We start from the raw sequence: 25393 nt of genomic DNA, 5'->3' as shown, positions 1-25393 counted from the left end.
CAGGAGACATGACATGGCCACCAAGGCGATCAGCGACACCAGCTTCGACACCGACGTGCTGCGGGCGGACAAGCCCGTCGTCGTCGATTTCTGGGCCGAATGGTGCGGACCGTGCCGGATGATCGCGCCCGCGCTGGAAGAGATCGCCGAGGAAATGGGCGACCAGGTGACCGTCGCGAAGCTCGACATCGACGCCAATCCCGACGCGCCCACCAAATATGGCGTGCGCGGCATTCCGACGATGATCCTGTTCAAGAACGGACAGGTCGCCGCGACCAAGGTCGGGGCGATGCCCAAGAGCGCGATCAAGCAGTGGATCGAAAGCGAGATCTGAGGTTCGCCGGGCCGGACGGCGCGTGAGCGCCGCTCCGGCTCAGCTGCGGTAATCGGCGTTGATCGAGATATATCCGTGGGTAAGGTCGCACGTCCAGACGGTCGCGCGGCCCTCGCCCAGGCCCAGATCGACGCCGATTTCGATTTCCTGTCCCTTCAGATGCTCGGCGACCGGCGCTTCGTCATAGCCCTGCACCGCCAGCCCGTCCTTCGCCACTTCGGTCGTGCCGAAGCGGATCGCGAGCCGGTCGCGCTCGGCGGGCTCGCCTGCCTTGCCGACCGCCATCACCACGCGCCCCCAATTCGCGTCCTCGCCCGCGATAGCGGTCTTCACTAGCGGTGAATTGGCGATGCTCATCGCGATGCGATGGGCGCTGCGGTCGCTCTCCGCGCCGTCGACGTCGATGGTGATGAACTTCGACGCGCCTTCGCCGTCGCGCACCACCAGATGCGCGAGCTGGCGGCACAGATCGTGCAGCGCGGCGATGAACGCGTCTGCCCCCTCGTCGTCCTCATCACCGATCGGCGAATTGCCTGCGCCGCCGGTGGCGAAGGCGAGCACCGTGTCGCTGGTCGAGGTATCGCCGTCGACGGTGATGCACGAAAAGGTCGTTGCGTTCGCCGTGCGCAGCGCCGCTTCCAGGAACTCGGGCCGCACGGCCGCGTCGGTGAAGATGAAGCCCAGCATCGTCGCCATGTCGGGCGCGATCATGCCCGATCCCTTGATGATGCCGACCAGCCGCACCGTCCTGCCGCCCACCATCGCTTCGGTGACGGCGGCCTTGGCGAAAGTGTCGGTCGTCATGATCGTCGCGGCCGCGTCTTCCCAGCCGCAGGTCTCGGCGGCGAAGGCGGCGTCGAGCCCGGCCTCGGCCTTGTCCACCGGCAGCGGCACGCCGATCACTCCGGTCGAAGCGATGAAGACGTCCGAAGGCGCGCAGCCCAGGTGCCCGGCGACGCGCGCCGCGATCGCCTCGACCGCCTCGCGCCCGCGATTCCCCGTAAAGGCGTTCGAATTGCCGGCATTCACCACCAGCGCGCGCGCTTCGCCCAGCACCAGCGCCTTGCGGCACCATTCCACCTCGGGCGAGGGGCATTTGCTCCGCGTCAGCACCCCGGCAACGCTCGTCCCTGGCGCCAGCTCGACATAGGTGAGGTCGCAGCGATCCCACGCCTTGTAGCGCGCCCGCGCGACGCGCAACGTTACGCCGGGAAGCTCGGGCAAGGCAGGGAAAGCGGCGGGGGCGAGCGGGGAACGGGTCATCGGACTTCCTTCTGAGGTCACGTGGCTATAGCATCGCCGCGAGAAGGGGACAGCCGCACGCGATGCGGGCGAACGGGGGATGTTAATGACGGTGATGATGATGCTCGCAGCGGCCGTACTCGCGCAGGATGCGCCGGGAGTTGCGTCGCGTGCGGAGCTGATCGCGGGCCATATCAGCGCAGAGGACTACCCCGCCGAGGCACGGAGCGCCCGCGAAGAAGGCGTGGTCAGAATTCGCTTCGAGGTCAACGAAGATGGTGCCGTGACCGATTGCACGGTTGTAGGCAGCTCAGGCTCGGAATCGCTCGACAGCGCGAGCTGCGCTTTGGTGTCCCAGCGTTTTCGTTTCACACCGGCGAAGGATGCGGAGGGGCGTGCGATTGCCGAAACCCGCACTCAGTCGATTCGCTGGGCACTGCCGATCCAGACCACTTCCGACGGAGGGCCGCTTCTCAGAGTTGTTGTTGATCGAGAGATTTTGCCGCCGACCTGCCGGGTGACCAGTGGGGGCGAACTGATCATGCTCTCGGCAGAACTGTGTGAGCGGTTGGCAGATGGGCAGCCGTCCTCCGGAGGCGATACGCCGATTTCCATCAAAGCAACGGATTTGCCTGGGTTGCTCTCGCGCGGCTTCGCGACGGTCGTGCCATCAGGTAATCACCCTCCTGTGCGGGCGGAGCTCACGGATGGCTACATTAGCGTCGAGGACTATCCGGCAGCCGCCTTGCGCCAGCGCCAGGAAGGCGCTGCAGTCATTCGCTTCCGGATCGATACGGAAGGCCGTGTGCGGGACTGTACCGTCGCCATCAGCTCCGGTTTTCCTCTTCTGGACAGGGCTAGCTGCAGGCTCACCGAACAAAGGTTCCGCTTTCGTCCCGCGCAAGACGCTGACGGCTCCCCGACCGAGGACGAGCGCCTCCAGACCGTCGGCTGGGAGATGGCGCCGGTTTCGCGCTAGGGCTCGGTACGCCGGATCCGATTTTGATTAGACGAACGCCATCCGAGTTCCTATGTCGGCGACACTCGCACGCCACAACGACGTGAAAGCGTAATTTGCAACTGCTGCTTCTCCTCTCCGCGCTTCTGAGCGGCCTTACCGGCGCGATGTCCGGCGAGCGTCGCGTCGAACAGGCGCGAGTGGAGCGTGCCGCCGACGCGGTGGCCAGCGTGCAGGCGATGGTCGAGGCGGAGGCGGCGGTGTCGGCTTCTCGCCCTGCGCAGGAGCCGGCCGAAACCGCGGCGGCCCCGATCGCGGTGCGCGAAGCGCCCGCGCGCGACGTTCTTTCGATCACGGGATCGCGGCTCGAATAGCGCCGGGGCGGCCGGAGCGCCGCCCCTCCGGGTGCTTCGGCGCCCTCCCGTTTCGTCGAGCGCAGCCTGCGGCGCGCTCGCGCACAGCCATTCAAGATACGACAGGAACTCCTCATGTTCGGCGGACTTGCCAAGACCTTCTTCGGCTCCTCCAACGATCGCTACGTCCGTTCGCTCGGCAGCGTCGTCAACAAGATCAACGGCTTCGAAGCCAGCGTTTCGGCGATGAGCGACGACGAGCTGGCCCAGCAGACCGCCAAGTTCCGCGCCCGCCTCGACGGCGGCGAGAAGCTCGACGACGTTCTGCCCGAAGCCTTTGCGACGGTGCGCGAGGCATCGAAGCGCGTCCTCGGCATGCGCCACTTCGACGTCCAGATGGTCGGCGGCATCGTGCTCCACCGCGGCGAGATCGCCGAGATGCGCACCGGCGAGGGCAAGACGCTGGTGGCGACGCTCGCCACCTATCTCAACGCGCTGCCCGGCAAGGGCGTGCACGTCGTCACGGTGAACGATTACCTCGCCCGGCGCGACGCCGAATGGATGGGCCAGATCTATCGCTTCCTCGGCCTTACGGTCGGCGTGATCGTTCCCAACCTGACCGATCACCAGCGCCGCGAAGCCTATGGATCGGACATCACCTACGGCACGAACAACGAGTTCGGCTTCGATTATCTGCGCGACAATATGAAGTTCGACCGCAATTCGATGGTCCAGCGGCCGTTCAATCACGCGATCATCGACGAAGTCGATTCGATCCTGATCGACGAGGCACGCACGCCGCTCATCATCAGCGGCCCCACGGACGACAAGTCCGAGCTCTACATGCGCGTCGACGCGATCGTCCGCCAGCTTGTCCCCGACGATTACGAGATGGACGAGAAGCAGAAGACGATCATCCTCACCGAGGACGGCACCGAGAAGGTCGAGCGCATGCTCGAGGCGGCGGGGCTGCTCGAAGGCGCCAATCTCTACGATTTCGAGAACACCCAGGTGGTGCATCACACCAACCAGGCCCTGCGCGCGAACGTGATGTTCAAGCGCGATACCGATTACATCGTGAAGGACGGCAAGGTCGTCATCATCGACGAGTTCACCGGCCGCATGATGGAGGGGCGCCGCTGGTCCGACGGCCTGCACCAGGCGGTCGAGGCCAAGGAAGGGGTCAACATCGAGCCCGAGAACCAGACGCTCGCCTCGATCACCTTCCAGAATTATTTCCGCATGTATCCCAAGCTCTCGGGCATGACCGGCACCGCCGCCACCGAAGCAGCCGAATTCTACGACATCTACAAGATGAACGTGGTGTCGATCCCGACCAACGTGCCGGTGCAGCGCGTCGATCAGGACGATGAGTTCTACAAGGACACCAAGGACAAGTTCGGCGCGATCGCCAAGGCGATCAAGGAACATGCCGAAAAGGGCCAGCCGGTGCTGGTCGGCACTGTCTCGATCGAAAAGTCCGAGCTGCTTTCGGACTTCCTGACGCGCGAGAAGGTGCCGCACTCGGTCCTCAACGCACGCCAGCACGAGAATGAGGCGCATATCGTCGCCCAGGCCGGCCGCAAGGGCGCGGTGACGATCGCAACCAACATGGCCGGCCGCGGCACCGACATTCAGCTCGGCGGCAATGTCGAGTTCCGCATCAACGACGAGCTCGGCGAGATGCCCGAGGGGCCGGAGCGCGACGCCGCGATCCAGCGGATCAAGGACGAAGTCGCGGCCGAGAAGGAAGAAGTGAAGGCTGCCGGCGGCCTGTTCGTGCTCGGTACCGAGCGCCACGAGAGCCGCCGCATCGACAATCAGCTGCGCGGCCGCTCGGGTCGTCAGGGCGATCCCGGCCTCAGCCGTTTCTACCTCAGCCTCGAGGACGATCTGCTGCGCATCTTCGGATCGAACACGCTGTTCGCCAAGATGATGCGCTCGAACATCGCCGATGGCGAAGCGATCGGATCGAAGTGGCTCACCAAGGCGATCGAGACTGCGCAGCGCAAGGTGGAGGCGCGCAACTACGACATCCGCAAGCAGGTCGTAGAATACGACGACGTGATGAACGATCAGCGCAAGGTGATCTACGAGCAGCGCTCGGACATCATGGATGCCGATACGGTGGGCGAAGTCGTGGCCGACATGCGCGCGGAAACGGTGAATGCGCTGGTCGGCGAGGCGTGCCCGCCCAACAGCTATCCCGAGCAATGGGACGTCGAGGGGCTGAAGAAGCGCGTTGCCGACGTGCTCAACCTCGACGTGCCGGTCGATCAGTGGATCCGCGAGGAAGACGGGATCGATCCCGAAGCGCTCGAGATGCGGCTGCGCGAGCGTGCCGACGCGCTGATCGAGGAGAAGTCGAAGGATCTGGAAAAGGACACCTGGACTCAGGTCGAAAAGTCGATCCTGCTCCAGAACCTCGACCATCACTGGAAGGAGCATCTCGCGATGCTCGATGCGCTGCGTCAGGTGATCCATCTGCGCGCCTATGCGCAGCGCACGCCGCTCAACGAATATAAGCACGAGGCATTCGCGCTGTTCGAGCGGATGCTGGGCAGTATCCGCGAGGATGTCACCCGCACGCTTGCCTATGCCCAGTTCCGCATGCAGGCGCCGCCGCCGGAGCTGCCCGAGCTTCCCGATTTCCTCACCACCCACATCGATCCGCTCACCGGCGAGGATGATACCAACGATCGCGACGGCGGCACGGCGGGGCTCGTCACCACGCGCCTCCCGCCGTTCCAGATGGCGCAGCCGAGCGGCGATTCGGCGCCGGGCGAGCCCAGCGAGTGGCGCGGCAACGTCAGCCGCAATGCGCCATGCCCGTGCGGATCGGGGCGCAAGTACAAGCATTGCCACGGCGCGCTTTCGGGAAACAACGCCCAGGCGTAAGCCACGACAAGCCGGCGTGAGCCAAAGAAAAGCCCCCTCCCGCACGGCGGAAGGGGGCTTTTCCGTCTGTGGTCCGTGGCGATGCGGGCGCCACGGACGGTGTGGCTGGCGACGATCAGCGGGCCTGCGGTGTCATCACCGACGGGCCGAGCCGTTCGATCACGTCGCGTGCATCGAAGGCGCGCACGTTTTCCGGCTTGGGTCCGCGGCCGAGCACGATCTCGGCCATCGCCTCATAGCGGTCGATGGTGCGGGTATCGAAGCCCCGCGGCCCCCAGAAGGGATCGTCGTAGAAGGGATCGTAGAAGCCCCAGCCGTAATGCGGGCGATAGTAGCGCCAATAGGGGCTCCAATAGCCGAACGGACCCGGCCCGAAGCTGCGGTCGACATAGGTGCGCGTCGTCCGCTCGGTATCGCGGTTGAACAGGATGAAATGATCATAGCCCTGCTCCAGCGTGAGCTGCGCGGCACGGAACAGCAGATAGCGCTCCACCGTCTCGCGCGAGGTCAGGCTGTTGCCCGCGAAGCTGACGCGGAAGCGGTTGGATTCGATCTGCTCGTCCCAATAGCCGGTCCGGTTCTGGCCGACTCCGGTTGCAGGCTGATAGGGCGTGGGATAGGCGCAGGACGCCAGTGCAAGGCTGCCGGCGAGCGCCACGGTGAGCGCGCGGATGCGCGGTCGCGACGTGAGGATGGTCATGGTCCCTCCAGGGTTGGTTTCGCGATTGGCGGCGCGATCCGCCGTCTTCTCTCAACGCAACACTATCGCGGAGTGTCCCTTGCTGCCAGATGAATGAAGCTGGCGCGGGTCCGCTCAAGTGATGGAAAATACTCGGATTTATCAGCTGTGGACAGAGGCGATGTGCGCATTCGTCTCACCGGCGGTGCGGCAGTGCCCGGCGGAAACGGGTGCCGGACTGCCCCCGTTCGCGCCCGTGAAGCTGGCTTTTCCCTGCGAACGTGGCCGGCAATGCGTACGCCGACGACCCGAACTTCAATCTGACGTCCGACGGCGAGATCAGCTTCACCTACGACATCGAGAACCGGCTGGTGTCGACCAGCACGGGGGCCGCGCTTACCTATGATCCGCTGGGGCGGCTGTGGCAGATATCACACCCAGACCCGCAGTTTGGCACGACGCAGTTCCTGTACGACGGCGACGCGCTGATCGCCGAGTATGACGCTGCAGGCACCATGCTCAAGCGCTACGTCCATGGTCCCGCTGAAGGGGTGGACGATCCGATGGTGGAGTATGTCGGCGCCGGGGTGGCGTCGCCGCGCTATCTGTTCGCCGACCAGCAGGGATCGATCGTCGCCGCTGCCGATGCCAACGGCAATCACCTGTCGACCAACCGCTATGACGACTATGGCATTCCCGGCGCCGGGAACAGCGGGCGGTTCCAGTACACCGGTCAGATCTGGCTCGAAGAGCTGGGCATGTACCACTACAAGGCCCGCATCTACTCGCCCACTCTCGGCAGGTTCCTCCAGACCGACCCTATCGGGTACGGCGACGGAATGAACCTGTATGCGTATGTCGCAAACGATCCGGTCAATGGACGTGACCCGACGGGAACCGAATGCATCAATGACATCGAAAACCGGACAACCCGGTGCGTGACCAAACACTATCACGTAACGGTTCCGACTCCCGATGGATTTAAGAATACAAACCCGCAAGCTTCCGACTACGATGAACATCAAAAGAACAAGGTTTCACCTATAGGTGTATAGGCGACGAGAGAGTGGGTTCGTAACAACCCTACTCCGGGCAGCCCGTCGCCAGCCACTCCCCAAGGTACATCAAATAATGCTACGCCATTGGTTGCTACATTGTTTGTGAGTAGTCCTGTTATGTCATACTCTGCAGTTAACCAGGTGACGGGTAATTCGGTTGTCGTTAACGTTACGCCCCCCGGGCGTCCTCTTGGTAACGGCGTAGTTGTCAGGGAAGTCGCGCCGGGGTCGAATGGAACGTCCGTTATTCAGAACTTTGGGGAAGGCAATGGAGCGCTTCAAGCACCAGGTTCTTACTCAGCTGGACTAATTAATGACGTATGGGCAGCGCCAGGGATGCCCCCCCGTCGGGTCGCATACCACCCCAGCCAGGGCGAATTAACTTTTGCCGGAGACACCCTGGGGCGAACTGTTAGAAAATGGAGGCGCGACCGTGAAAGAGATAATCAAGGGTGCGATATTTGCTCCTGCTATCCCCTGTGCAATATTGATACTGGCTTCTATATTTTTAGGAGACGTTGGGGGCGGAATTTACATTTCGTTGGCGGCCGCCCCAATATCATACGTTGGAAGTTTGGTGATAGGGCTCCCCCTATTCATTATGTTGTATAAATTCGACAAGAATAGATATTATCATTATTTGTTGTCCGGAATAATAGGGTCGCTATTTGTGGTAGCGATAATATTGATCCTACCCCATATTGTGTTGTATGGGGTCCCCGGTGGGATCGAGATGGTTCCTCGTGGGGTTTGGGGCATTGCTATTTTAATGATATTTTTTGGAGTTTCGGTGTCGTTCTCATTTTGGGCAATTGTTCGACCCGACAAGTCACGCTCTGGTGCCTAGGGTCGGTGACGTGACCCCCGCCTTTAGAGTTCCGGGGAAGCGGGGAAGTTCCGGGGACACGGAAGTTCCAGGGACACAATACCTAATTCCCGGCAGTAGCTTTCGGTCCCGGCTTGCGTTTCGCCATGGCGAGGCCGGTGCGCGCTTCCTGCTTCGCGATCCATTCTTCGGTGGCGAGCGGGCGTCCGGTCCGCAGGCGCTGCTCGATCGCGTCGGCGACCGCTTCCGCTTGCGGTTCTGCCTCGGCAAGAGCGGTGCCATGGCGCCAATTGGCGCGCCAGTTGCGTACCTGCGCCGAAAGCGCGCCCATCGGTCAGCGGATCTTCGGCATGGCGAGTGCCGGCCAGACGGCTGCGGGCGCTCGACCACCGCCAGTCGTCGGCGCGCGTAACGAGACCGGCGGCAACGGGATTGTTCTCGACATAGCGGAGCGCGGCCACCAGATGCGCGTCGTCCATCGGGTAGCTGGCGAAGCGCCCCTGAAAGAGACAAGAATGCCCCCGGAATGGGGGCGCTGTGCTGCGTAACAGTGAGCCACCACGAGCAGCGTGCTGCGAGCGAAAGCGACGTTTTACAAGGGGTGTTGAGCGCCTGTGCGCTGTCCTGAGCGGCGGCGGTGGCTCCCCGGGCCTGATTCGAACAGGCGACCGATCGATTAACAGTCGATTGCTCTACCGCTGAGCTACCGGGGAATGCCGTGGCGTGCGGCCGTGGCCGCCGTCGGGAGGCGCGCCTATAGCAGCGCCTCCGCGCGCTTTGCAAGAGGGGAGGCGGCGTGCCTTATCCGGAGCGCAACAGACCCACCGCCGCGTCGCGTTCGAAGAGATAGAGCGCCAGTCGCGCCGCCCGCCCGCGCTCGCCCTTGAGCCCTCCGTCGCGGTCGATCAGCAACCGCGCATCGCCATTGGCGGCGGGCAGCAATTCGCCGAGCATCTCGGGATTCGCCAGCCGGAACTGCATTTCGCCCGACTGGCGCGTGCCCAGCAGCTCGCCCGCGCCGCGCAGCCGCAGATCCTCCTCGGCGATTCGGAAGCCGTCGTTGGTCTCGCGCATCAGCGCGAGTCGCGCGCGCGAGGTTTCGTTGAGCTGGTTGCCGCGCAGCAGCAGGCACACGGATCGCCCGCCGCCGCGCCCCACGCGCCCGCGCAGCTGGTGGAGCTGGGCGAGGCCGAAGCGGTCGGCGGCCTCGATGACGATCAGCGTGGCATTGGGCACGTCCACGCCCACTTCGATCACCGTCGTCGCCACCAGCACGCCCAGCTGGCCTGCGGAGAAGCGCGCCATCACCGCGTCCTTCTCCGGCCCCTTCATCCGCCCGTGGACCAGTCCCACCTTGTCGCCGAACCGCGCGCGCAGCGCTTCGGCACGCGCTTCGGCGGCAGCGAGGTCGCTCTTTTCGCTCTCCTCGACGAGCGGGCACACCCAATAGGCCTGTCCGCCGCCTTCGAGGTGCCGGGCGAGCGCGTCGGCCACGTCGCCCAGCCGGTCCTCGGCGATCACCCGCGTTTCGATCGGCTGGCGGCCGGGCGGCATTTCGTCGAGGCGGCTCACGTCCATCTCGCCATATTGGGCGAGGGTGAGGGTGCGCGGGATCGGAGTGGCGGTCATCACCAGCAGGTGGGGCGGCCGCGCGGCCTTGGCCTGCAACAGCATCCGCTGCGCCACGCCGAACCGGTGCTGCTCGTCGACCACCACCAGCCCCAGGTCGCGATAGGTCACGCCTTCCTGGAAGATCGCATGGGTGCCGATCAGGATGTCGATCGATCCGTCGGCCAGCCCCATCAGCGTCGCCTCGCGGACGCGGCCCTTGTCGCGCCCGGTGAGGATCGCGATTCGCACGTCGATCCCGGCGAGCATCCGGCTCAGATTCTCGAAATGCTGGCGCGCGAGGATCTCGGTCGGCGCGAGCAGTGCGCCCTGTGTGCCCGCCTCGGCGGCCATCAGCAGCGTCATGGTCGCGACCAGCGTCTTGCCCGAACCGACATCGCCCTGGAGCAGCCGGAGCATCGGCTGGCTCTGGCGCAGGTCGCCTTCGATCTCGCCGATCGTTCGTGCCTGCGCGCCGGTCGCGGCATAGGGCAGCCTCAGCGCCTCGCGCAGCCGCCCGTCGCCGATCAGCGGCCGTCCGCGCTTCGCCCGCGCCTCGCCGCGGACCAGGAGCAGCGCCAGCTGATTGGCGAACACCTCGTCATAGGCGAGCCGCTCGCGCGCCTTCGCGTCGGCGGGATCGGCATGGATGCGGGCGAGCGCCTCGTGCCAGTCGGGCCAGCCGTGCCGCGCCTTCAGCCCCGGCTCGATCCATTCGGGCAGCTCGGGCGCGCGCTCCAGCGCCTGTGCGGCAAGCCCGGCCAGCCGTTTCGAGGTCATCCCCTCGGACAGCGGATAGATCGCCTCGCGCTCTGCCAGCGGCTCGCCGCCGTCGAGCGGCTGGACATGATCGGGGTGAACGATCTGCAGTTCCTGGCCATAGCTTTCGAGCTTGCCCGAAACGCGCCGCGGCTCGTTGAGCGGGAACAGCTTCTTCACCCAGCCGGAATTGCCGCCGAAATAGACGAGGCTCACGTAATTCCCCGCCGCGTCCACCGCCTGGACCCGCGCCGGTGCCCGCGCGCTGCCGCCGAAGCGATAGGAGACCGGCGTCAGCGTGATCGCGATCACGCGGCCGGCGTCGGCGATGTCGAGCTCGTCGCGGGCAAGGCGGTCGATCCAGCCGGTCGGCAAGTGGAACAGCACGTCGACGACCCGCGCCAGCCCCAGCCGGTCGAGCGGTTTGGTGAGCTGCGGCCCGATGCCTTTGAGAGCCGTGACTTCGGCGAACAGGGGATTGAGCAGTTCGGGGCGCATCGCTCCGCCGGGTTAGGGCAGGAACGGCGGGGACGGAAGCGGCCGCGCGTGCCGCACATACGAAACGGGGCCTCCCTCTCGGGAGACCCCGTCGAAACTCGGTTGCTGCGTGCCGTTACTCGGCGATCGCCTCTTCCACGTCGCCGCTGGCGTCGCCGACTGCATCGGCAGCCGCGTCGAGGCGCTCTTCCTGCATTTCGTTGCCGCGCTCGTCGGCCAGATCGGCCTTCTCCTCGAGCACGTCCTCGGCGGACTGCATCTGCTGCTCGGCCACGTCGCCGGCGGCATCCTGTTCGTTGCCGCAGGCGCTGAGAAGCGCGAAGGTGGCGGCGGCAGCGATCGTCGCAAAGGTCTTCATTCCGGTACTCCTTTTCGTTTCGTCCGGCCGCGAGACTAGCGCGTCCCGCGACGCATGTTAACCCGGCGTTCAGCCGCAAAACAGTCCGAAGCGCCCAGTGTTCCCACAAAACGCTGCTGCGGCGGCTGAATTCCTGCGCCTCCTGCGGAGTTTCCGCTGTCCTACAGCCGGCCGTTCGGCATATCTGACGGGTCCGCCCGCTGATGGAGGACCGCCATGCCGCTCCGATCCTGCCCCGCACCCCGCTGCACCGGATCGCTGCGCTACGACTGCGCGCTAGAACCAACCGGCCGCTCACGCGCGGGCGCACGCACGCGCGCGGAGGTGCGACCTTAGTGCGACCTTCGGCGGAAAACCGCGCGTTTCGCTCGAGGCTCCGGTCCGGCCGCGGGATCGGTCGCGCTGGCGTTTTCGTGCGCACGACCCTATCTCGCCTCTCGAACGGCCGGCGGCGCTTTCCTGCGCCGCCGGCCCGAAGCTGTTTGGAGGAAATGTGGATCGCGAGACGCGCCTGAAGCGCCTGCGCTTTCGTGCATGGCATCGCGGGACGAAGGAGGCCGATCTGTTGATCGGCGGTTTCTTCGACGCGCACCACGCCGGCTGGTCGGATGCCGAGGTCGCTCTGTTCGAGGCGCTGCTCGAGGAACAGGATGTCGACATCATGGCCTGGGCGCTGGGAACGCAGCCGACGCCCGTGCGCTTTGCAGGACCGGTGATGGCCGCGCTCAAGAACGTCACCTACGTGCCGATCGCCGAATAGGCTTCCGTCCGCCCTGCGCTCGCCGAAGGGCACTCCATTCTCCCGAAGCGACTGAGCTTCGACACGCCAGCACCGGCGACTGTCCGGAACCGTCAGACGATGCCCGATCTCAAGATCATTCTTAAGGCCGATCGGCCGCTCACTCTTTCCGCCGTGCCGAACGGCTTTCTGCCCTGGCTGCTGGCCGATCTGGCGCGCGCGGGCGGCACCGCGGTCTATGTCGCGCCCGACGAAGTCGCGATGCGGGCGGCGGCATCGACTGCGCCGTTCTTCGCGCCCGACGTCGAAGTCGTCAGCTATCCCGCCTGGGATTGCCTGCCCTATGATCGTGCCTCGCCCACGCTTCGGGTGATGTCCGAACGGCTGGCGGCGCTGCATGCGCTGCAGACGCCGGCCAAGCGGCCGCGCCTCGTCGTCACCACCGTCAACGCCGCTACCCAGCGGACGCTCACGCGCTTCCGCATCCGCCAGCTCGTCGCGCGGCTCGCGCCCGACGAGCGCATCTCGCTCGACACGCTCTCGATGCTGCTTCAGGCGAACGGCTATCACCGCGTCGATACCGTGAACGACGCGGGCGAATTCGCGGTGCGCGGCGGCCTCGTCGATCTCTTTCCCAGCGGCGCCGAGCAGGCGCTGCGGCTCGATTTCTTCGGCGACGAGATCGAGAGCGTGCGCACCTTCGATCCCGCCGATCAGCGCACGACCGGGCGGATCGACGGATTCACGCTGCTGCCCGCTTCCGAGGCGCTGCTCGACGCCGAATCGATCAAGCGCTTCCGCACGCGCTATCGCGAGAAGTTCGGCGCGAACGCCACCGGCGACCCGCTGTACCAGGCGATCTCGGACGGCCGGCGGCTCGCGGGCATGGAGCATTGGCTGCCGCTGTTCGAGGAGCGGCTCGAGACGCTGTTCGACCACTTGCCCGACGATGCCGTGGTCGTTCGCGACGGCAACGCCGCCGGCGCTGCCGAAGCGCGGTTCGAGGCGGTGGCGGATTACCACGCCAATCGCGTGCGCGCTCAGTCGAGTGATCCCGGCAGCTATCGCCCGCTTGCGGCCGAGGCGCTGTATCTCACCGCCGACGAATGGGCGTCGCATCTCGAAAAGGCGCGCGCGCATCTCGCCACGCCGTTCCGCGAGCCGGTAAGCGCGACCGTGCTCGATTTCGACGTTGAGGGGCCGCGTGACTTCGCGCCCGAGCGCGCGGCGCAGAGCAATGTCTATGACGCTGTCGTCGCGCATGTCGCGAAGCTGCGCAAGGACGGCCGCAAGCCGGTGCTGGCCAGCTATTCGGGTGGTGCGCGCGAGCGGCTGTCGGGATTGCTCGCCGATCACGGGCTGAAGGGGGCTCGGCCGGCGGAAAGCTGGCACGAGGCGCTCGGCATCGCCGACAAGGGCGTCGCCCTCGTCGTGCTGCCGCTCGATCACGGGTTCACGGCGCCCGACGTGGCGGTGCTCACCGAGCAGGACATGCTCGGTGACCGCCTGGTCCGCCGCCAGAAGCGCCGCAAGTCGACCGATGCGTTCCTGAACGAGCTGGCGACTCTCTCGCCCGGCGATCTCGTCGTCCATGTCGATCACGGGATCGGCCGCTACGACGGGCTCACGCAGATCCCGGTGCAGAAGGCGCCGCACGATTGCGTCGCGCTGAGCTATGCCGGCGGCGACAAGCTCTACGTGCCGGTCGAGAATCTCGAGGTGCTGACGCGCTACGGCTCGTCGGAGGAAGGCGCCACGCTCGACAAGCTGGGCGGCGAGGCCTGGCAGCGGCGCAAGTCGAAGATGAAGGAGCGCATCCGCGAGATTGCGGGCGAACTCATCGCGACCGCCGCCAAGCGCGCGCTGCGCCCCGCCGATGTCGCCGAGCCCGATGCGGGCGGCTATCCCGCCTTCGTCGATCGCTTTCCCTATGAGGAGACCGAGGATCAGGACCGCGCGATCGAGGATGCTCTGGGCGATCTCGCGGCCGGCAGGCCGATGGACCGGCTGATCGTCGGCGATGTCGGCTTCGGCAAGACCGAAGTCGCGCTGCGCGCGGCCTTCGTCGCCGCGATGGCGGGCATGCAGGTCGCCGTGGTCTGTCCGACGACGCTGCTCGCGCGTCAGCATCACATGCATTTCAGTCAGCGGTTCGAAGGCTTCCCGATCAACGTCGGGCGGATGTCGCGGCTGGTCCCCGCGGCCGAGATGAAGGCGACCAAGGAGGCGCTGGCGAACGGCCAGATCGACGTGGTGATCGGTACGCACGCGATCCTCGCCAAGGGAATCGAGTTCAAGCGGCTCGGCCTGGTGATCGTCGACGAGGAGCAGCGGTTCGGCGTCACGCACAAGGAGCGGCTCAAGGGGCTGAAGGCCGACGTGCATGTGCTGACGCTCACCGCCACGCCCATCCCGCGCACGCTCCAGATGGCGATGAGCGGCCTGCGCGAGCTTTCGGTGATCCAGACCCCGCCGGTCGATCGGCTCGCGGTGCGCACCTATGTCATGCCCTGGGACCCCGTGGTGCTGCGCGAGGCGCTGCTGCGCGAGCATTATCGCGGCGGCCAGGCCTATTTCGTCACGCCGCGGATCGCCGACCTGCCCGACATCGAGCAGTTCCTGCGCGAGGAAGTGCCCGAAGTGAAATATATCGTCGCCCACGGCCAGATGGCACCGGGCGACGTCGAAGAACGGATGTCGGCCTTCTACGACAAGAAGTACGACGTGCTGGTCTCGACGACGATCGTCGAGAGCGGGCTCGACATTCCCAGCGCGAATACGCTGATCGTCAATCGCGCCGACAAGTTCGGCCTCGCCCAGCTCTATCAGCTGCGCGGGCGGGTGGGGCGCTCGAAGACGCGTGCCTATGCCTATCTCACCACTGCGTCCGAGCGGCAGATGACCGATGCCGCGCAAAAGCGGCTGAAGGTGCTGTCCGATCTCGATTCGCTCGGCGCCGGGTTCCAGCTCGCCAGCCACGATCTCGACATCCGCGGTGCGGGCAATCTGCTCGGCGACGAACAATCGGGACACATCAAGGAAGTCGGCTACGAGCTCTACCAGTCGATGCTCGAGGAGGCGATTCTCGACGCCAAGTCGGGCGGGCTGAAGGACGAGCGGCCGAAGGACCTCTCGCCGCAGATCACGGTCGATGCGCCGATCATGATCCCCGAGGATTTCGTCCCCGATCTCGATCTGCGCATGGGCCTCTATCGTCGCCTCAACGAAGTCGAGGACAAGCAGGGCGTCGAGGCCTTTGCCGCCGAACTGATCGACCGGTTCGGCAAGCTGCCCGAGCCGACCGAGAATCTGCTCACGCTCATCGAGACGAAGCTGAACGCCAGGAAGGCGTGCATCGCCAAGATCGATGTCGGCCCCAAGGGTGCGCTCGTTCACTTCCACGAGGATCGCTTCCCCAATGTCGAGGGGCTGCTCGCCTATGTCGACCGGCTCGAAGGCACTGCCAAGCTGCGGCCCGACATGAAGCTCGTCATCACCCGCGGCTGGGCGACTGCGCAGGCGCGGCTCAACGGCGCGCTCCAGCTCTCGCGCGGCTTGGCGAAGGCGGCGGGATGACGGCGACAGGGCCCTCTGATGCCGCTGGCCGCCTGCGGATCCGCCGCAACACGCCGGAAGACGCGACCCGACTGTTCGCGCTGTGGCACGCCGCCGTCGAGGCGACGCACCATTTCCTCTCGCCGGCCGATCGGTCCGAGATCGCGGCAATGGTGCGCGACGACTATCTTCCGGCCGCGGAACTTTGGGTGGCGAGTGACGCTGCCGACTGCCCGGTTGCGTTTCTGGGGATGACGGGTGCGCATGTCGACGCGCTGTTCGTCGATCCCGCGCACCACGGCCGCGGCGTGGGCAGGGCGCTGATGGACTTCGCACGCGCTCGGCACGATGTGCTCACGGTCGACGTCAACGAACAGAATCCGCGCGCGGTCGGCTTTTACGAGCGGCTGGGTTTCGTGCGGACCGGCCGGTCGCCGACTGACGATCAGGGACGCCCGTTTCCGCTGCTCCACCTTCGGCTGGAAGCCAGCGGAAACGGCTAGTTGCTGTGGTCCGCGATGATCTTCCAGCCGGCCGGGGTGCGGCGGAAGACGAGGCTGGTCATCCCGCTCGCGGCCGGGGCGTCGCCCGCCGAGCTCAGATGCCAACGGGCGATCGCCAGCACATGGTCGCGCCCGAGCATGCGGATGTCGTGGAAAGTGAAGGAGAGCTGCCGTCCCCCCTCGCCGCTGCGGCCGGAGAAGCGATCGGGATAGGTTTCCAGATACTGCCGCCGGATTGGAGCAATCCCGTGCACCACATCGGCGCCGACGAAGCTCGTCGTCGGCGCATCGGCATAGACCGAAAGGAAGCGCTCGATGTCACCGCTGTTCCAGCCCGCCGCCGATTCGTTCAGCGCGGCACGGATTTCCGCGCGAACCGGGGCGGGGGCCTCCTGCGCCGCGGCCGGCGCGGCGAAGGTCAGCGCCAACAGGGCAAGTGCGATCCGGATCATCCGCGTTCCTCCACAAGTCGGGCGAGCGCCGCCGCATCGAGCGGCTCGGCGCAGAGATAGCCCTGGTAATATTGGCAGCCTTCCTTGGCGAGCAGTTCGAGCTGCTGTTCGGTCTCGACGCCTTCGGCGACAACGGTTAGCCCCAACGAGCGTGCCATATCGATCACGCCGCGCACCACCACGCGATCGCGCGGCGATCCGGCGATGTCCTGGCTGAGTTTCTTGTCGATCTTGAGCACGTCGAGCGGCAATGCCTTCAGATAGGCGAGGCTCGAATAGCCGGTGCCGAAATCGTCGATCGCCACGCGGCAGCCTGCGGTGCGCAGCTCGGCGAGCAGTCGTGCCGCCTCGCCGAGCTCTTCCATGATGCTCGATTCGGTGACTTCGATAGTCATGCGGCCGCGGGGAAAGCCGCTGGCGTCGATTCGGCCGAGCAGTCGATCGGCGAAGTCGGGGCGGCTCACGTCACTCGCAGTGACATTGATCGAGAGTCGCAGTGACGCGAGCGAAACGGGCCAGTCCGCGGCTTCGGCGAGCGCACGCTGCTGGACATGCTCGGACAAGGCACGGCCCAGCTCCGCCCGTTCGGCAGCCGCGAACAGCGTTTCTGGGTCGATCGCGCCGAGCTCGGGATGCTGCCAGCGCGCCAGTGCCTCGGCTCCCGCGATGGTACCGGTAGCGATCGCGACTTGCGGCTGGAACACGATTGCGACCTCGCCGTCCGCGATTGCCCTGGCGATATCGCCCGCCAACCGGTCGAGCGCGGGAGCTTCGGGGCCGGCCGCCCGCTCGGCGATGGTCTCGCTCAGCCGGCGCAGCAGGGTCGCGGCGCTATCGTCAGGCTCCGATTCGGTGCAGGCGATGCGGGGCTCCAGCGGAGTGACAGCGCCACCCGCGACGAACGGGCGTGTGAATGCTGTTTCGATGCAGCTGCGGAGGAGCGTGCCGCTCCCCGGGGCGGTCGCGACCAGGAACTCGGGTCCGCCCAGCCGGGCAACCAGCGCGTTTTTGCCGACGGTGCTCCGTACCGCTTCGTCGATCCGACGCGCGACGGCACGAAGCAGTGCGTCACCGGCGCTCCGCCCATGCGCTGCATTCACATCCTCGAACCGCTCGAGTGCAATCAATATCGCCGTCAGCGTCTGCGTTTCGCCGATCCGCTGGTCGAGCCAACGCCGTGCGGCAGTGGCGTCGCGAACTCCTTCGAAAGCGTCGCGAACTGCCGCCCCTGCATCAGGCGCGGCTCCCAGTGGCTCGACCAGAGCGTGCACACGCCGAGTGCGGGCGTCATACTGCAGATGGTGGACAAGCCGACCGACCCCCGGAAGATCGTGTGCGAAGGCAGTTGCCGGAGTGTCAGCGCCGAGCCGCCGCAGGGCGCTATGCACCAACTTTCGCTCGCGGCGCGGCAGCTGGCGCAGCAAGCCACGGCGTCCCGGTTGCTCGGGAAGCTCGGCGAGCTGCGCCAGCGCCGGAGTGATTTGCAGCGAGCGCAATTGCGGGTCCCAGCGCCAGCCGAGCGGCTCGGCGTTCGCACCGGCTCGGGCCTCCCAACCGCCCAGTCGCTCGACGTGTCGCTCCGCAAAGCGCAGCGCCTGCACCAGCTCGACCGCGCGCATCGGGCTCGCGAGGAAATGCGTTGCGCCTGCGGAATAGAAGTCGCCGATTCGACCGGCGTCGCCCCGCGAAACGAGCACCAGCAGAGCGGCACCGCGCTCCGCGACGACCTCGCCAAGCGCCTGCGTCGCCGCAAGCCCCTCGGCCAGCGCTCCACGCGCGTCGACCAGAGCGACTGCCGCGCCGGAGGCAGCGAAGCGCCGTTCGGCTTCGTCCGCACGGCGCGCGGCAACGCTGCGCCACCCGGCGGCCGCCACGGTCGTGGCCAGCTCGTTGCGCTGGCGGAAAGAGAGGAGGAACAGGGGCGCGCGCTGCGGCGGGACCGATTCGGCTTCGCTCATGCTCCTCCTATCCGCTTTCGCGTGCCGCTTGTCGAAGGGGGCGGCGCTGGGCTTGCCCCTCGGGCTGCGAAAGCCTAGCTCCTGCAGCATGGCAAGCGCCTCTCCCCTGATCGACCGCCACGGCCGCACGATCAGCTATCTGCGCATCTCGGTTACCGACCGGTGCGACCTGCGCTGTCGCTATTGCATGGCCGAGCAGATGACCTTTCTGCCGAGAGAACGGCTGTTGAGCCTCGAAGAGATTGCGCTGATCGCCGAGCGGTTCATTGCCCGGGGAACGAGCAAGATCCGCCTTTCCGGCGGCGAGCCGCTGGTACGCCGCGATATCATCGATCTCGCGCGGCGGCTGGGCCGGCATCTCGGCGATGGTGGACTCGACGAATTGACGATGACTACCAACGGCGTGCGGCTTGGCGAACATGCCGAGGCGCTTGCCGACGCCGGGATGCGCCGAGTGAACGTGAGCCTGGACAGTCGGGATCCGGAAGTGTTTCGCCACATTACCCGTCATGGACAAATCGAGACGGTGCTCGGCGGAATCGCGGCGGCGAAGGCCGCCGGCCTCGCGGTCAAGATCAACATGGTCGCGCTGAAAGGCCTCAATGCGCATGAAATCGCAGACATGCTCGCCTGGTGTGCGGACGAGGCGCTCGATCTGACGCTGATCGAAACGATGCCGATGGGGAGCGTCGACGAGGACCGCGCCGATCGCTTCCTGCCGCTCACGCACATTCTCGACGACCTGCTTGGCCGGTTCGACCTTCGTCGCGACGCGCATCGGAGCGGCGGTCCGGCGCGCTATTGGCGGCTGGCGGGGACCGACACTCGCCTCGGGCTTATTTCGCCGCTCACGGCGAACTTTTGCGACGGCTGCAACCGCGTGCGGCTGACGACGGAAGGGCGGCTCTATCTGTGTCTCGGCCATGACGATCAGGTCGATCTCAAAGCTGCGATTCGCGACGGCGGCTTGCCGGCAGTCGACGCCGCGATCGACGCGGCGCTCGCGATCAAGCCGCGGCGGCACGATTTCCGGATCGCCGAGGGGTCGGCACCCGCTGTCGCCCGCCACATGAGCGTGACCGGCGGATGACGTCTCGCTGCGCGCTCGTCGCGTCTCCGGTCAAATCGGCGCAGCTCGCTGCGGACGAGCTGCGTGAGATCTACGACTGGGTGCCGGTCGAAGAGGCCGACCAGCTGGTCGCGCTTGGTGGCGACGGCTTCATGCTTCAGACGCTGCACGCAATGCTGGAGCGGCGCCGGATCGTTCCGGTGTTCGGCATGAATCTCGGCACCATCGGCTTTCTGATGAACGAGTGGCGGCTTGAAGGCCTGGAGGAGCGGCTCGCCCGCGCCCGGCCGTTCCGGGTCTCGCCGTTGTCGATGACCGCTACCACCGTTAGCGGCGAGCGCTGCGTGCTGCCGGCGATCAACGAAGTCTCGCTGCTGCGCGAGACTCGCCAGACTGCGAAGCTGCAAGTGACTGCGAACGAGCGTGTCGTGCTGCCGGAGCTTGTGTGCGACGGCATCCTGGTGGCGACCCCTGCCGGTTCGACTGCCTACAACCTGTCGGCACATGGACCAATCCTGCCGCTCGGGTCGGGGCTGCTGGCGCTCACGCCGATCAGCCCGTTCCGGCCGCGGCGCTGGCGCGGCGCACTGCTGCCGGAGCGGACCCGTATCGGCATTCGGGTGCTCGATGCGGACAAGCGGCCGGTGAGTGCGGTGGCCGACCAGCGCGAGGTCCGCGATGTCGCCGAGATCGATGTCGCGATCGATCAGCTGCGCGACCTTACTTTGATGTTCGATCCCGAACATGCGCTCGATGATCGGATCACGATGGAGCAGTTCGTCGCCTGAGCCGGAGGACTTTGCTCACCGGCGACGGACCAGTGCCGACAGAAGCTCGTAATAGCTGGCGAGATCGACTGCGGTCTCGAACTGGCAGCCGATCCGCCCGCCAAGCGCCCAGCGGACCTCCGCCACGAGCGCCCCCACGATCGGCAACGTCACCCGGAGTCGCGAGCCGATGTCGAATTCCTGATCGCAGCGCGCCATCAGGCCGTGGGGCGAGATGTTGACGATCAGGAGCCGCAGCTCCCGCGCATCGGGGCCGAACGCCTTGGCGCGATAATGAACCTCGTCGCGTCCTTCGCGCCGGACGTCGGCGAAAGCCAGATTTCCCGTTCCAACGCTCACACACGCGCCCCGCTACTCTGGTTTGGCGCTTGCGGGATAACGGCTGCCGAATGAAAGTCGTTCAAACAAAGCTGCTTAACATAGGTTTTATTCGGCAGGCGTCAGCAGGCCATGGTGCTTCTTGCCCGCCGAGACGCGAACCGGCGCAGCGGCGACCGCAACGGCCAGCTGGTCGTCGGCCACTTTCTCGCCCTCTACGCGCGCGCCGCCCTGCTGGATCAGGCGCCGCGCCTCGCCCTTCGAGGCGCAGAGGCCGAGGCCGACGAGCGCGTCGACGATCCCGATGCTGCCGCCCGCAACAGCCAGCGTGGGCAGCGCTTCGCCGGCGCTGCCTTCTTCAAAGGTGCGGCGCGCGGTCTCGGCGGCTTCGTCGGCAGCCGCATCGCCGCGGCACATGCGAGTCGCCTCGTTGGCGAGGATCTTCTTCGCCTCGTTGATCTCGGCGCCCTCGAGCGCTTCGAGCCGGGCGATCTCGTCGAGCGGCAGATCGGTGAACAGGCGCAGGAATCGGCCGACGTCGCGATCGTCGGTGTTGCGCCAGAACTGCCAATACTCATAGGCCGAGAGCTGGTCGTCGTTGAGCCAGACGGCGCCCGACATGGTCTTGCCCATCTTGCCGCCGTCGGCAGTGGTGATGAGCGGCGTGGTGATGCCATACACTTCGGTCCCGTCGACGCGGCGCGACAGCTCGATGCCGTTGACGATATTCCCCCACTGATCCGAACCGCCCATCTGAAGCCGGCAGCCGGCGCGGCGCGACAGCTCGAGAAAGTCATAGGCCTGAAGGATCATGTAATTGAATTCGAGGAAGCTGAGCGACTGTTCGCGATCGAGCCGGAGCTTGACCGAATCGAAGCTGAGCATCCGGTTGACCGAGAAGTGCTGGCCGATGTCGCGCAGGAAGGGGATGTATTCTAGCCGGTCGAGCCATTCGGCATTGTCGAGCATCACGGCGTCGGTCGGGCCGTCGCCGAAGGTGAGGAAGCGCTCAAACACGCGCTTGATCGACGCGACGTTCGACGCGATCACCTCGTCGGTCATCAGCTTGCGGGCTTCGTCCTTGAAGCTGGGATCGCCGATCTTGCCGGTGCCGCCGCCCATCAGGACGATCGGCTTGTGCCCCGTCTGTTGCAGCCGCCGCAGCAGCATGATCTGCACCAGCGACCCGACGTGCAGCGACGGCGCCGTCGGATCGAAGCCGATATAGCCGGGCACGATCTGCTTGGCCGCCAGCGCGTCGAGCGCCGCGGCATCGGTGAGCTGATGGATGTAGCCGCGGCTGTCGAGCAGGCGGAGCAGATCGGAGCGATGTTCGGTCATGGCGCCGCGCGGATTAGCACAAAGTTGGCGCGCGTCACCCCGGCGATTGGCCTGCGCGCGCAGGCGGGCTAGTGCCCTGCGGCCGCACGACGGCGGAAGGGGCGGGGAAACCAACAGGTGCCGCGCTTCGTCTGATATCCGTCCAGTGCGAAACGGGGAGCAGCGGACCGGATGGAAGCAGAAAGCCAGGTTACGGAGAGCAAGCGGATCGGGCCGGTCGCGGCGGTCGCCCGCTGGGCCGCCGGGCGTCGCGACCTGCTGTGGACTCTCGTCGGCCTGCTGATCCTGATCGTCTCGCTGGTCGCGCTGAGCGCGGTGCTGCGCGAAATCCGCATCGACGACATCAGCCGGGCGATCACGGCGATTCCGGGCGAGCGCTGGCTGGTCGCCGCCTTGCTGACGGTGCTGAGCTTCGCCTGCCTGATCGTGTTCGACGTCGCCGCGCTGCGCATCGTCGAACGGAAAGTGCCGCCCGGCCTGATCGCGCGCGGCGCGGCGACGAGCTACGCCGTTTCGAACACGCTCGGCCTGCCGCTGCTGACGGGCGGAGCGGTGCGGCTCTATTTCTACACACGCGCCGGGCTGAACGAGGCGGATGTCGCGCGAGTGGTGACGCTTGCGTCGCTTGCATTCCTGCTCGGCGTGTTCGCGGTATTCCTCCTGCTGCTGCCGCTGCTGCCGAGCGGCATCGCGCTCGGGCCGGTCCCGCTTCCCGATGCCGTGCGCTTTGGCGCGCCGGCGCTGCTGATCGCGGGGCTGATCGCCTATGGGCTGTGGACCGCGCGGCGCCCGCGCACGCTTGCCGCCTTCGGCCTGAGCCTGCCGTTGCCGGGCCCCGGTCTGACCGCCGCCCAACTCGCCGCCGCCTCGCTCGATCTGGCGCTCGCCGCCGGAGTGGTGTTCGTACTCGCACCCAGCCTTGCGATCGACGCCTTTCCGCAGCTGCTCGCGGCCTATGTGCTGGCGCTCGCAGTCGCGGTGATCACCCATGCGCCGGGCGGATTCGGCGTGTTCGAGACGATGGTGTTCCTGCTGCTGCCGGAAATGCCCAAGACCGATCTGGCGGCGGCGCTGATCGGATATCGGCTGATCTATTTCCTGCTGCCGTTCGCGCTGGCGCTGCTCTATCTGGCAGTACTGGAAGGCGAGCGGCTGCGCGACCGCGCCGCGCCGATGATGCGGGCCGGGAGCAACATCGCCCGGTCGATCGCGCCGTTGACCATGGCGGCGGCGGTCTTTTCGGCCGGTGCGCTGATGATCCTGACCGGTGCGCTGCCCTTCGTGCCCGAGCGCGTGGCGGCGCTGACCAAATTCCTGCCCTCGGTGCTGCTCGACCTTTCGCACATCGCCAGCAGCATCATCGGGACGATCCTGATGTTCACTGCCTGGGGCCTGTATCGCCGGCTCGACGTGGCCTGGCTGGTGAGCGTCGTGCTGCTTTCCGCCGGAGCCTTCCTCGCGCTGCTGCGGGGCTTCGACTATGTCGAGGCGGCGGTGCTGGCGACGGTGGCGCTGCTGCTCCTCTGGACGCACCCCGCCTTCTACCGCCAGTCGGCGCTCACCGGCGAACGTCCCGGCGGCGGCTGGCTGCTCGCGATCGCGGCGGTGATCGCAGGCAGCATCTTCATCGGCTTCTTCAGTTACAAGAGCGTCGAATATCAGGATGCGCTGTGGTGGCAGATCCGCCCCGGCGCCAATGCGCCGCGCTTTCTTCGCGCCTCGCTCGCTGTCGCGGTCGTGGCGATCCTGCTGGCGCTTCGGCGGCTTGCTCGCCCGGCGCGACCGGCGCTCGCCCATGCGCTGTCGAAGGAGACATGGGACGCCGCGCTGAACGCCACGACCATCGCCGAGGCGCATCTGGCCCGTACCGGCGACAAGTTCTTCCTCGTTTCCGAGGCCGGCGACGCATTTCTGATGTATCGCGTCCGAGGGCGCAGTTTCATCGCGCTCGGCAGCCCGATCGGTCCGGCCGAGCGCTGGGGCGAGCTGGTGTGGAAGTTCCGCGAGCTTGCCGACCGGCATGGCGGCCGCACCGTCTTCTATCGCTGCGGCGCCGAAATGCTGCCCCATGCGGTCGATCTGGGGCTGGGTATCATGAAGCTGGGCGAAGAGGCGCGCGTGCCGCTCGCCGACTTCTCGCTCGAAGGCAAGCCGCGATCGAAGCTGCGCCATGCGGTGAGCCGCGCCGAGCGCGAAGGCGTCACCTTTCGCGTCGTCGAAGGCGCCGAGCTGGGGCCGCTGATGGATGAGCTGCGTTCCGTATCCGACGAGTGGCTCGCGGCGAAGCGGCAGCGCGAGAAGCAGTTCAGCCTCGGGCGGTTCGACCCCGCCTATCTGAAGGGAGGGCCGGTGGCGCTGGCCGAGAAGGACGGTCATGTGCTCGCCTTTGCCAATCTCTGGACACTGCCGTCGCGCGAGGAACTGTCGTTCGACCTGATGCGAAACCGTACCGAGATGCCGAATGGCACGATGGACGCGCTGTTCGCGCGGCTGATGCTGTGGGCCAAGGAACAGGGCTATGCCCATGTCTCGCTGGGCGTGGCGCCGCTTTCGGGAATCGAGAGCCGCCGGCTCGCGCCGATCTGGGCGCGGCTGGCCGGATCGGTGTTTCGCCATGGCGAGCGGCTGTACGGCTATGCCGGGCTGCGGCGATACAAGGAGAAGTTCCTGCCCGAATGGCGGGGCCGATATCTGGCCGCGCCGCGCGGACTGGCGATGGCAATGGCGCTGACCGACGTGACGATGCTGGTTTCCGCGCCGCCGGTCGTCCGCTGGAGGCGACCGATCCGCGGGCTGCGATGGGAGCAGATGCGGACGCTGCGCCGGATGCGGCGCAAGCTGCAACCGCGCTGACCCGCAGCCGCGGGGGTGCTTTACCGAAACCCGCGCTTTTCCGCCGAAGGTCGCACAAAAGTCGCACCTCAACGCGCGGGCGCGCCCCCGCGCACGCGTACGCGGGGGCGCAGCGAACTGCGGGTGAAGGTTCGGCCGGCCCGGAACGGGAACGCGAGCGATGCGCCATCCCACGAGCCAAGCAGTCGAAATCCTACTTTGCAAGAGAGGAGAGGGCGAAGCGCGCGGCGGCGTGACGCCCGCAGC

The 25393-nt window shown here is 66.4% G+C and carries 20 protein-coding genes and 1 tRNA gene; 11 read left to right on the top strand and 10 right to left on the bottom strand.

The features are described 5' to 3' along the window. Positions 1-13 precede the first annotated feature (13 nt). The gene (gene trxA / locus H7V21_RS03875) at positions 14-334 is read left to right on the top strand and encodes a thioredoxin TrxA (RefSeq protein WP_188055470.1); all 321 of its coding nucleotides are present in this window, start codon (positions 14-16) and stop codon (positions 332-334) included. A 39-nt stretch (positions 335-373) separates the two neighbouring features. Here trxA and argJ read toward each other — a convergent pair whose 3' ends face one another. After that, complete coding sequence (gene argJ / locus H7V21_RS03870; RefSeq protein WP_188055468.1) at positions 374-1597, bottom strand: bifunctional glutamate N-acetyltransferase/amino-acid acetyltransferase ArgJ; 1224 nt, start codon at positions 1595-1597, stop codon at positions 374-376. 85 nt (positions 1598-1682) lie between these two features. On the opposite strand from argJ, the gene H7V21_RS03865 reads away from it, so the two are divergent. The 3 genes from H7V21_RS03865 (at position 1683) to secA (ending at position 5785) form a co-directional block, all read left to right on the top strand. Next, positions 1683-2555, top strand: coding sequence for an energy transducer TonB (locus H7V21_RS03865; protein ID WP_188055466.1), 873 nt, complete (start codon positions 1683-1685; stop codon positions 2553-2555). 95 nt (positions 2556-2650) lie between these two features. Next, on the top strand, positions 2651-2908 hold the full coding sequence (locus H7V21_RS03860) for a hypothetical protein (RefSeq protein WP_188055464.1): 258 nt from the start codon (positions 2651-2653) through the stop codon (positions 2906-2908). Between the two features lie 114 nt (positions 2909-3022). Further along, entirely contained in the window at positions 3023-5785 is a 2763-nt protein-coding gene (secA, locus tag H7V21_RS03855) for a preprotein translocase subunit SecA (RefSeq protein ID WP_188055462.1), read from the top strand. Between the two features lie 115 nt (positions 5786-5900). On the opposite strand, the gene H7V21_RS03850 is transcribed toward secA, so the two are convergent. Continuing rightward, entirely contained in the window at positions 5901-6485 is a 585-nt protein-coding gene (locus H7V21_RS03850; protein ID WP_188055460.1) for a CC0125/CC1285 family lipoprotein, read from the bottom strand. Positions 6486-6745: 260 nt separating this feature from the next. Between H7V21_RS03850 and H7V21_RS03845 the strand changes: the two genes are divergently transcribed. Continuing rightward, positions 6746-7519: an RHS repeat-associated core domain-containing protein gene (locus tag H7V21_RS03845; RefSeq protein WP_188055457.1), complete on the top strand. Its 774-nt coding sequence runs from the start codon at positions 6746-6748 to the stop codon at positions 7517-7519. Between the two features lie 932 nt (positions 7520-8451). On the opposite strand, the gene H7V21_RS03840 is transcribed toward H7V21_RS03845, so the two are convergent. The 4 genes from H7V21_RS03840 to H7V21_RS03825 form a co-directional block, all read right to left on the bottom strand. After that, positions 8452-8679, bottom strand: a complete 228-nt coding sequence (locus H7V21_RS03840) for a hypothetical protein (RefSeq protein WP_188055455.1) — start codon at positions 8677-8679, stop codon at positions 8452-8454. A 307-nt stretch (positions 8680-8986) separates the two neighbouring features. Beyond that, positions 8987-9061, bottom strand: a tRNA-Asn gene (locus H7V21_RS03835). 88 nt (positions 9062-9149) lie between these two features. After that, positions 9150-11213 (bottom strand): ATP-dependent DNA helicase RecG, encoded by a 2064-nt coding sequence (recG, locus tag H7V21_RS03830; RefSeq protein WP_188055452.1) that lies wholly within the window; start codon positions 11211-11213, stop codon positions 9150-9152. 115 nt (positions 11214-11328) lie between these two features. Continuing rightward, positions 11329-11571 (bottom strand): hypothetical protein, encoded by a 243-nt coding sequence (locus H7V21_RS03825; protein WP_188055450.1) that lies wholly within the window; start codon positions 11569-11571, stop codon positions 11329-11331. Between the two features lie 493 nt (positions 11572-12064). Here H7V21_RS03825 and H7V21_RS03820 point away from each other — a divergent pair, with 493 nt between their 5' ends. From H7V21_RS03820 to H7V21_RS03810, 3 genes are all read left to right on the top strand, one after another. Next, positions 12065-12331 (top strand): succinate dehydrogenase assembly factor 2, encoded by a 267-nt coding sequence (locus tag H7V21_RS03820; protein ID WP_188055448.1) that lies wholly within the window; start codon positions 12065-12067, stop codon positions 12329-12331. Positions 12332-12430: 99 nt separating this feature from the next. After that, positions 12431-15886 carry a transcription-repair coupling factor gene (gene mfd, locus H7V21_RS03815; RefSeq protein ID WP_188055445.1) on the top strand — a complete coding sequence of 1152 codons (3456 nt, stop codon included), beginning with the start codon at positions 12431-12433 and terminating at the stop codon, positions 15884-15886. Next, complete coding sequence (locus H7V21_RS03810) at positions 15883-16368, top strand: acetyltransferase (RefSeq protein WP_188055443.1); 486 nt, start codon at positions 15883-15885, stop codon at positions 16366-16368. Before mfd ends, H7V21_RS03810 begins: the two co-directional genes overlap by 4 nt. Here the strand turns inward: H7V21_RS03810 and H7V21_RS03805 are convergent. Continuing rightward, positions 16365-16820, bottom strand: coding sequence for a YybH family protein (locus H7V21_RS03805; protein ID WP_188055442.1), 456 nt, complete (start codon positions 16818-16820; stop codon positions 16365-16367). The genes H7V21_RS03810 and H7V21_RS03805 overlap by 4 nt on opposite strands. Next, the gene (locus H7V21_RS03800) at positions 16817-18778 is read right to left on the bottom strand and encodes a putative bifunctional diguanylate cyclase/phosphodiesterase (protein ID WP_188055439.1); all 1962 of its coding nucleotides are present in this window, start codon (positions 18776-18778) and stop codon (positions 16817-16819) included. Before H7V21_RS03800 ends, H7V21_RS03805 begins: the two co-directional genes overlap by 4 nt. Before the next feature lie 88 nt (positions 18779-18866). Here H7V21_RS03800 and moaA point away from each other — a divergent pair, with 88 nt between their 5' ends. Both moaA and H7V21_RS03790 read left to right on the top strand, forming a co-directional pair. Next, complete coding sequence (gene moaA / locus H7V21_RS03795) at positions 18867-19868, top strand: GTP 3',8-cyclase MoaA (protein ID WP_188055436.1); 1002 nt, start codon at positions 18867-18869, stop codon at positions 19866-19868. Beyond that, the gene (locus H7V21_RS03790) at positions 19865-20635 is read left to right on the top strand and encodes an NAD kinase (protein WP_188055433.1); all 771 of its coding nucleotides are present in this window, start codon (positions 19865-19867) and stop codon (positions 20633-20635) included. The genes moaA and H7V21_RS03790 overlap by 4 nt, the downstream gene beginning before the upstream one ends. A 15-nt stretch (positions 20636-20650) precedes the next feature. Here H7V21_RS03790 and H7V21_RS03785 read toward each other — a convergent pair whose 3' ends face one another. Both H7V21_RS03785 and tyrS read right to left on the bottom strand, forming a co-directional pair. Then, complete coding sequence (locus H7V21_RS03785; RefSeq protein WP_262503997.1) at positions 20651-20974, bottom strand: PilZ domain-containing protein; 324 nt, start codon at positions 20972-20974, stop codon at positions 20651-20653. An 87-nt stretch (positions 20975-21061) separates the two neighbouring features. After that, positions 21062-22294, bottom strand: a complete 1233-nt coding sequence (gene tyrS / locus H7V21_RS03780) for a tyrosine--tRNA ligase (RefSeq protein ID WP_188055430.1) — start codon at positions 22292-22294, stop codon at positions 21062-21064. 171 nt (positions 22295-22465) lie between these two features. On the opposite strand from tyrS, the gene mprF reads away from it, so the two are divergent. Further along, complete coding sequence (mprF, locus tag H7V21_RS03775; protein ID WP_188055427.1) at positions 22466-25147, top strand: bifunctional lysylphosphatidylglycerol flippase/synthetase MprF; 2682 nt, start codon at positions 22466-22468, stop codon at positions 25145-25147. The last annotated feature ends 246 nt before the right edge of the window (positions 25148-25393 follow it).

It is taken from the genome of Sphingosinithalassobacter sp. CS137, from assembly GCF_014334115.1.
GTDB lineage: Bacteria > Pseudomonadota > Alphaproteobacteria > Sphingomonadales > Sphingomonadaceae > Sphingomonas.
Note: the sequence above shows the minus strand (reverse complement) of the source record. Positions and strands in the feature narration are given on the sequence as shown.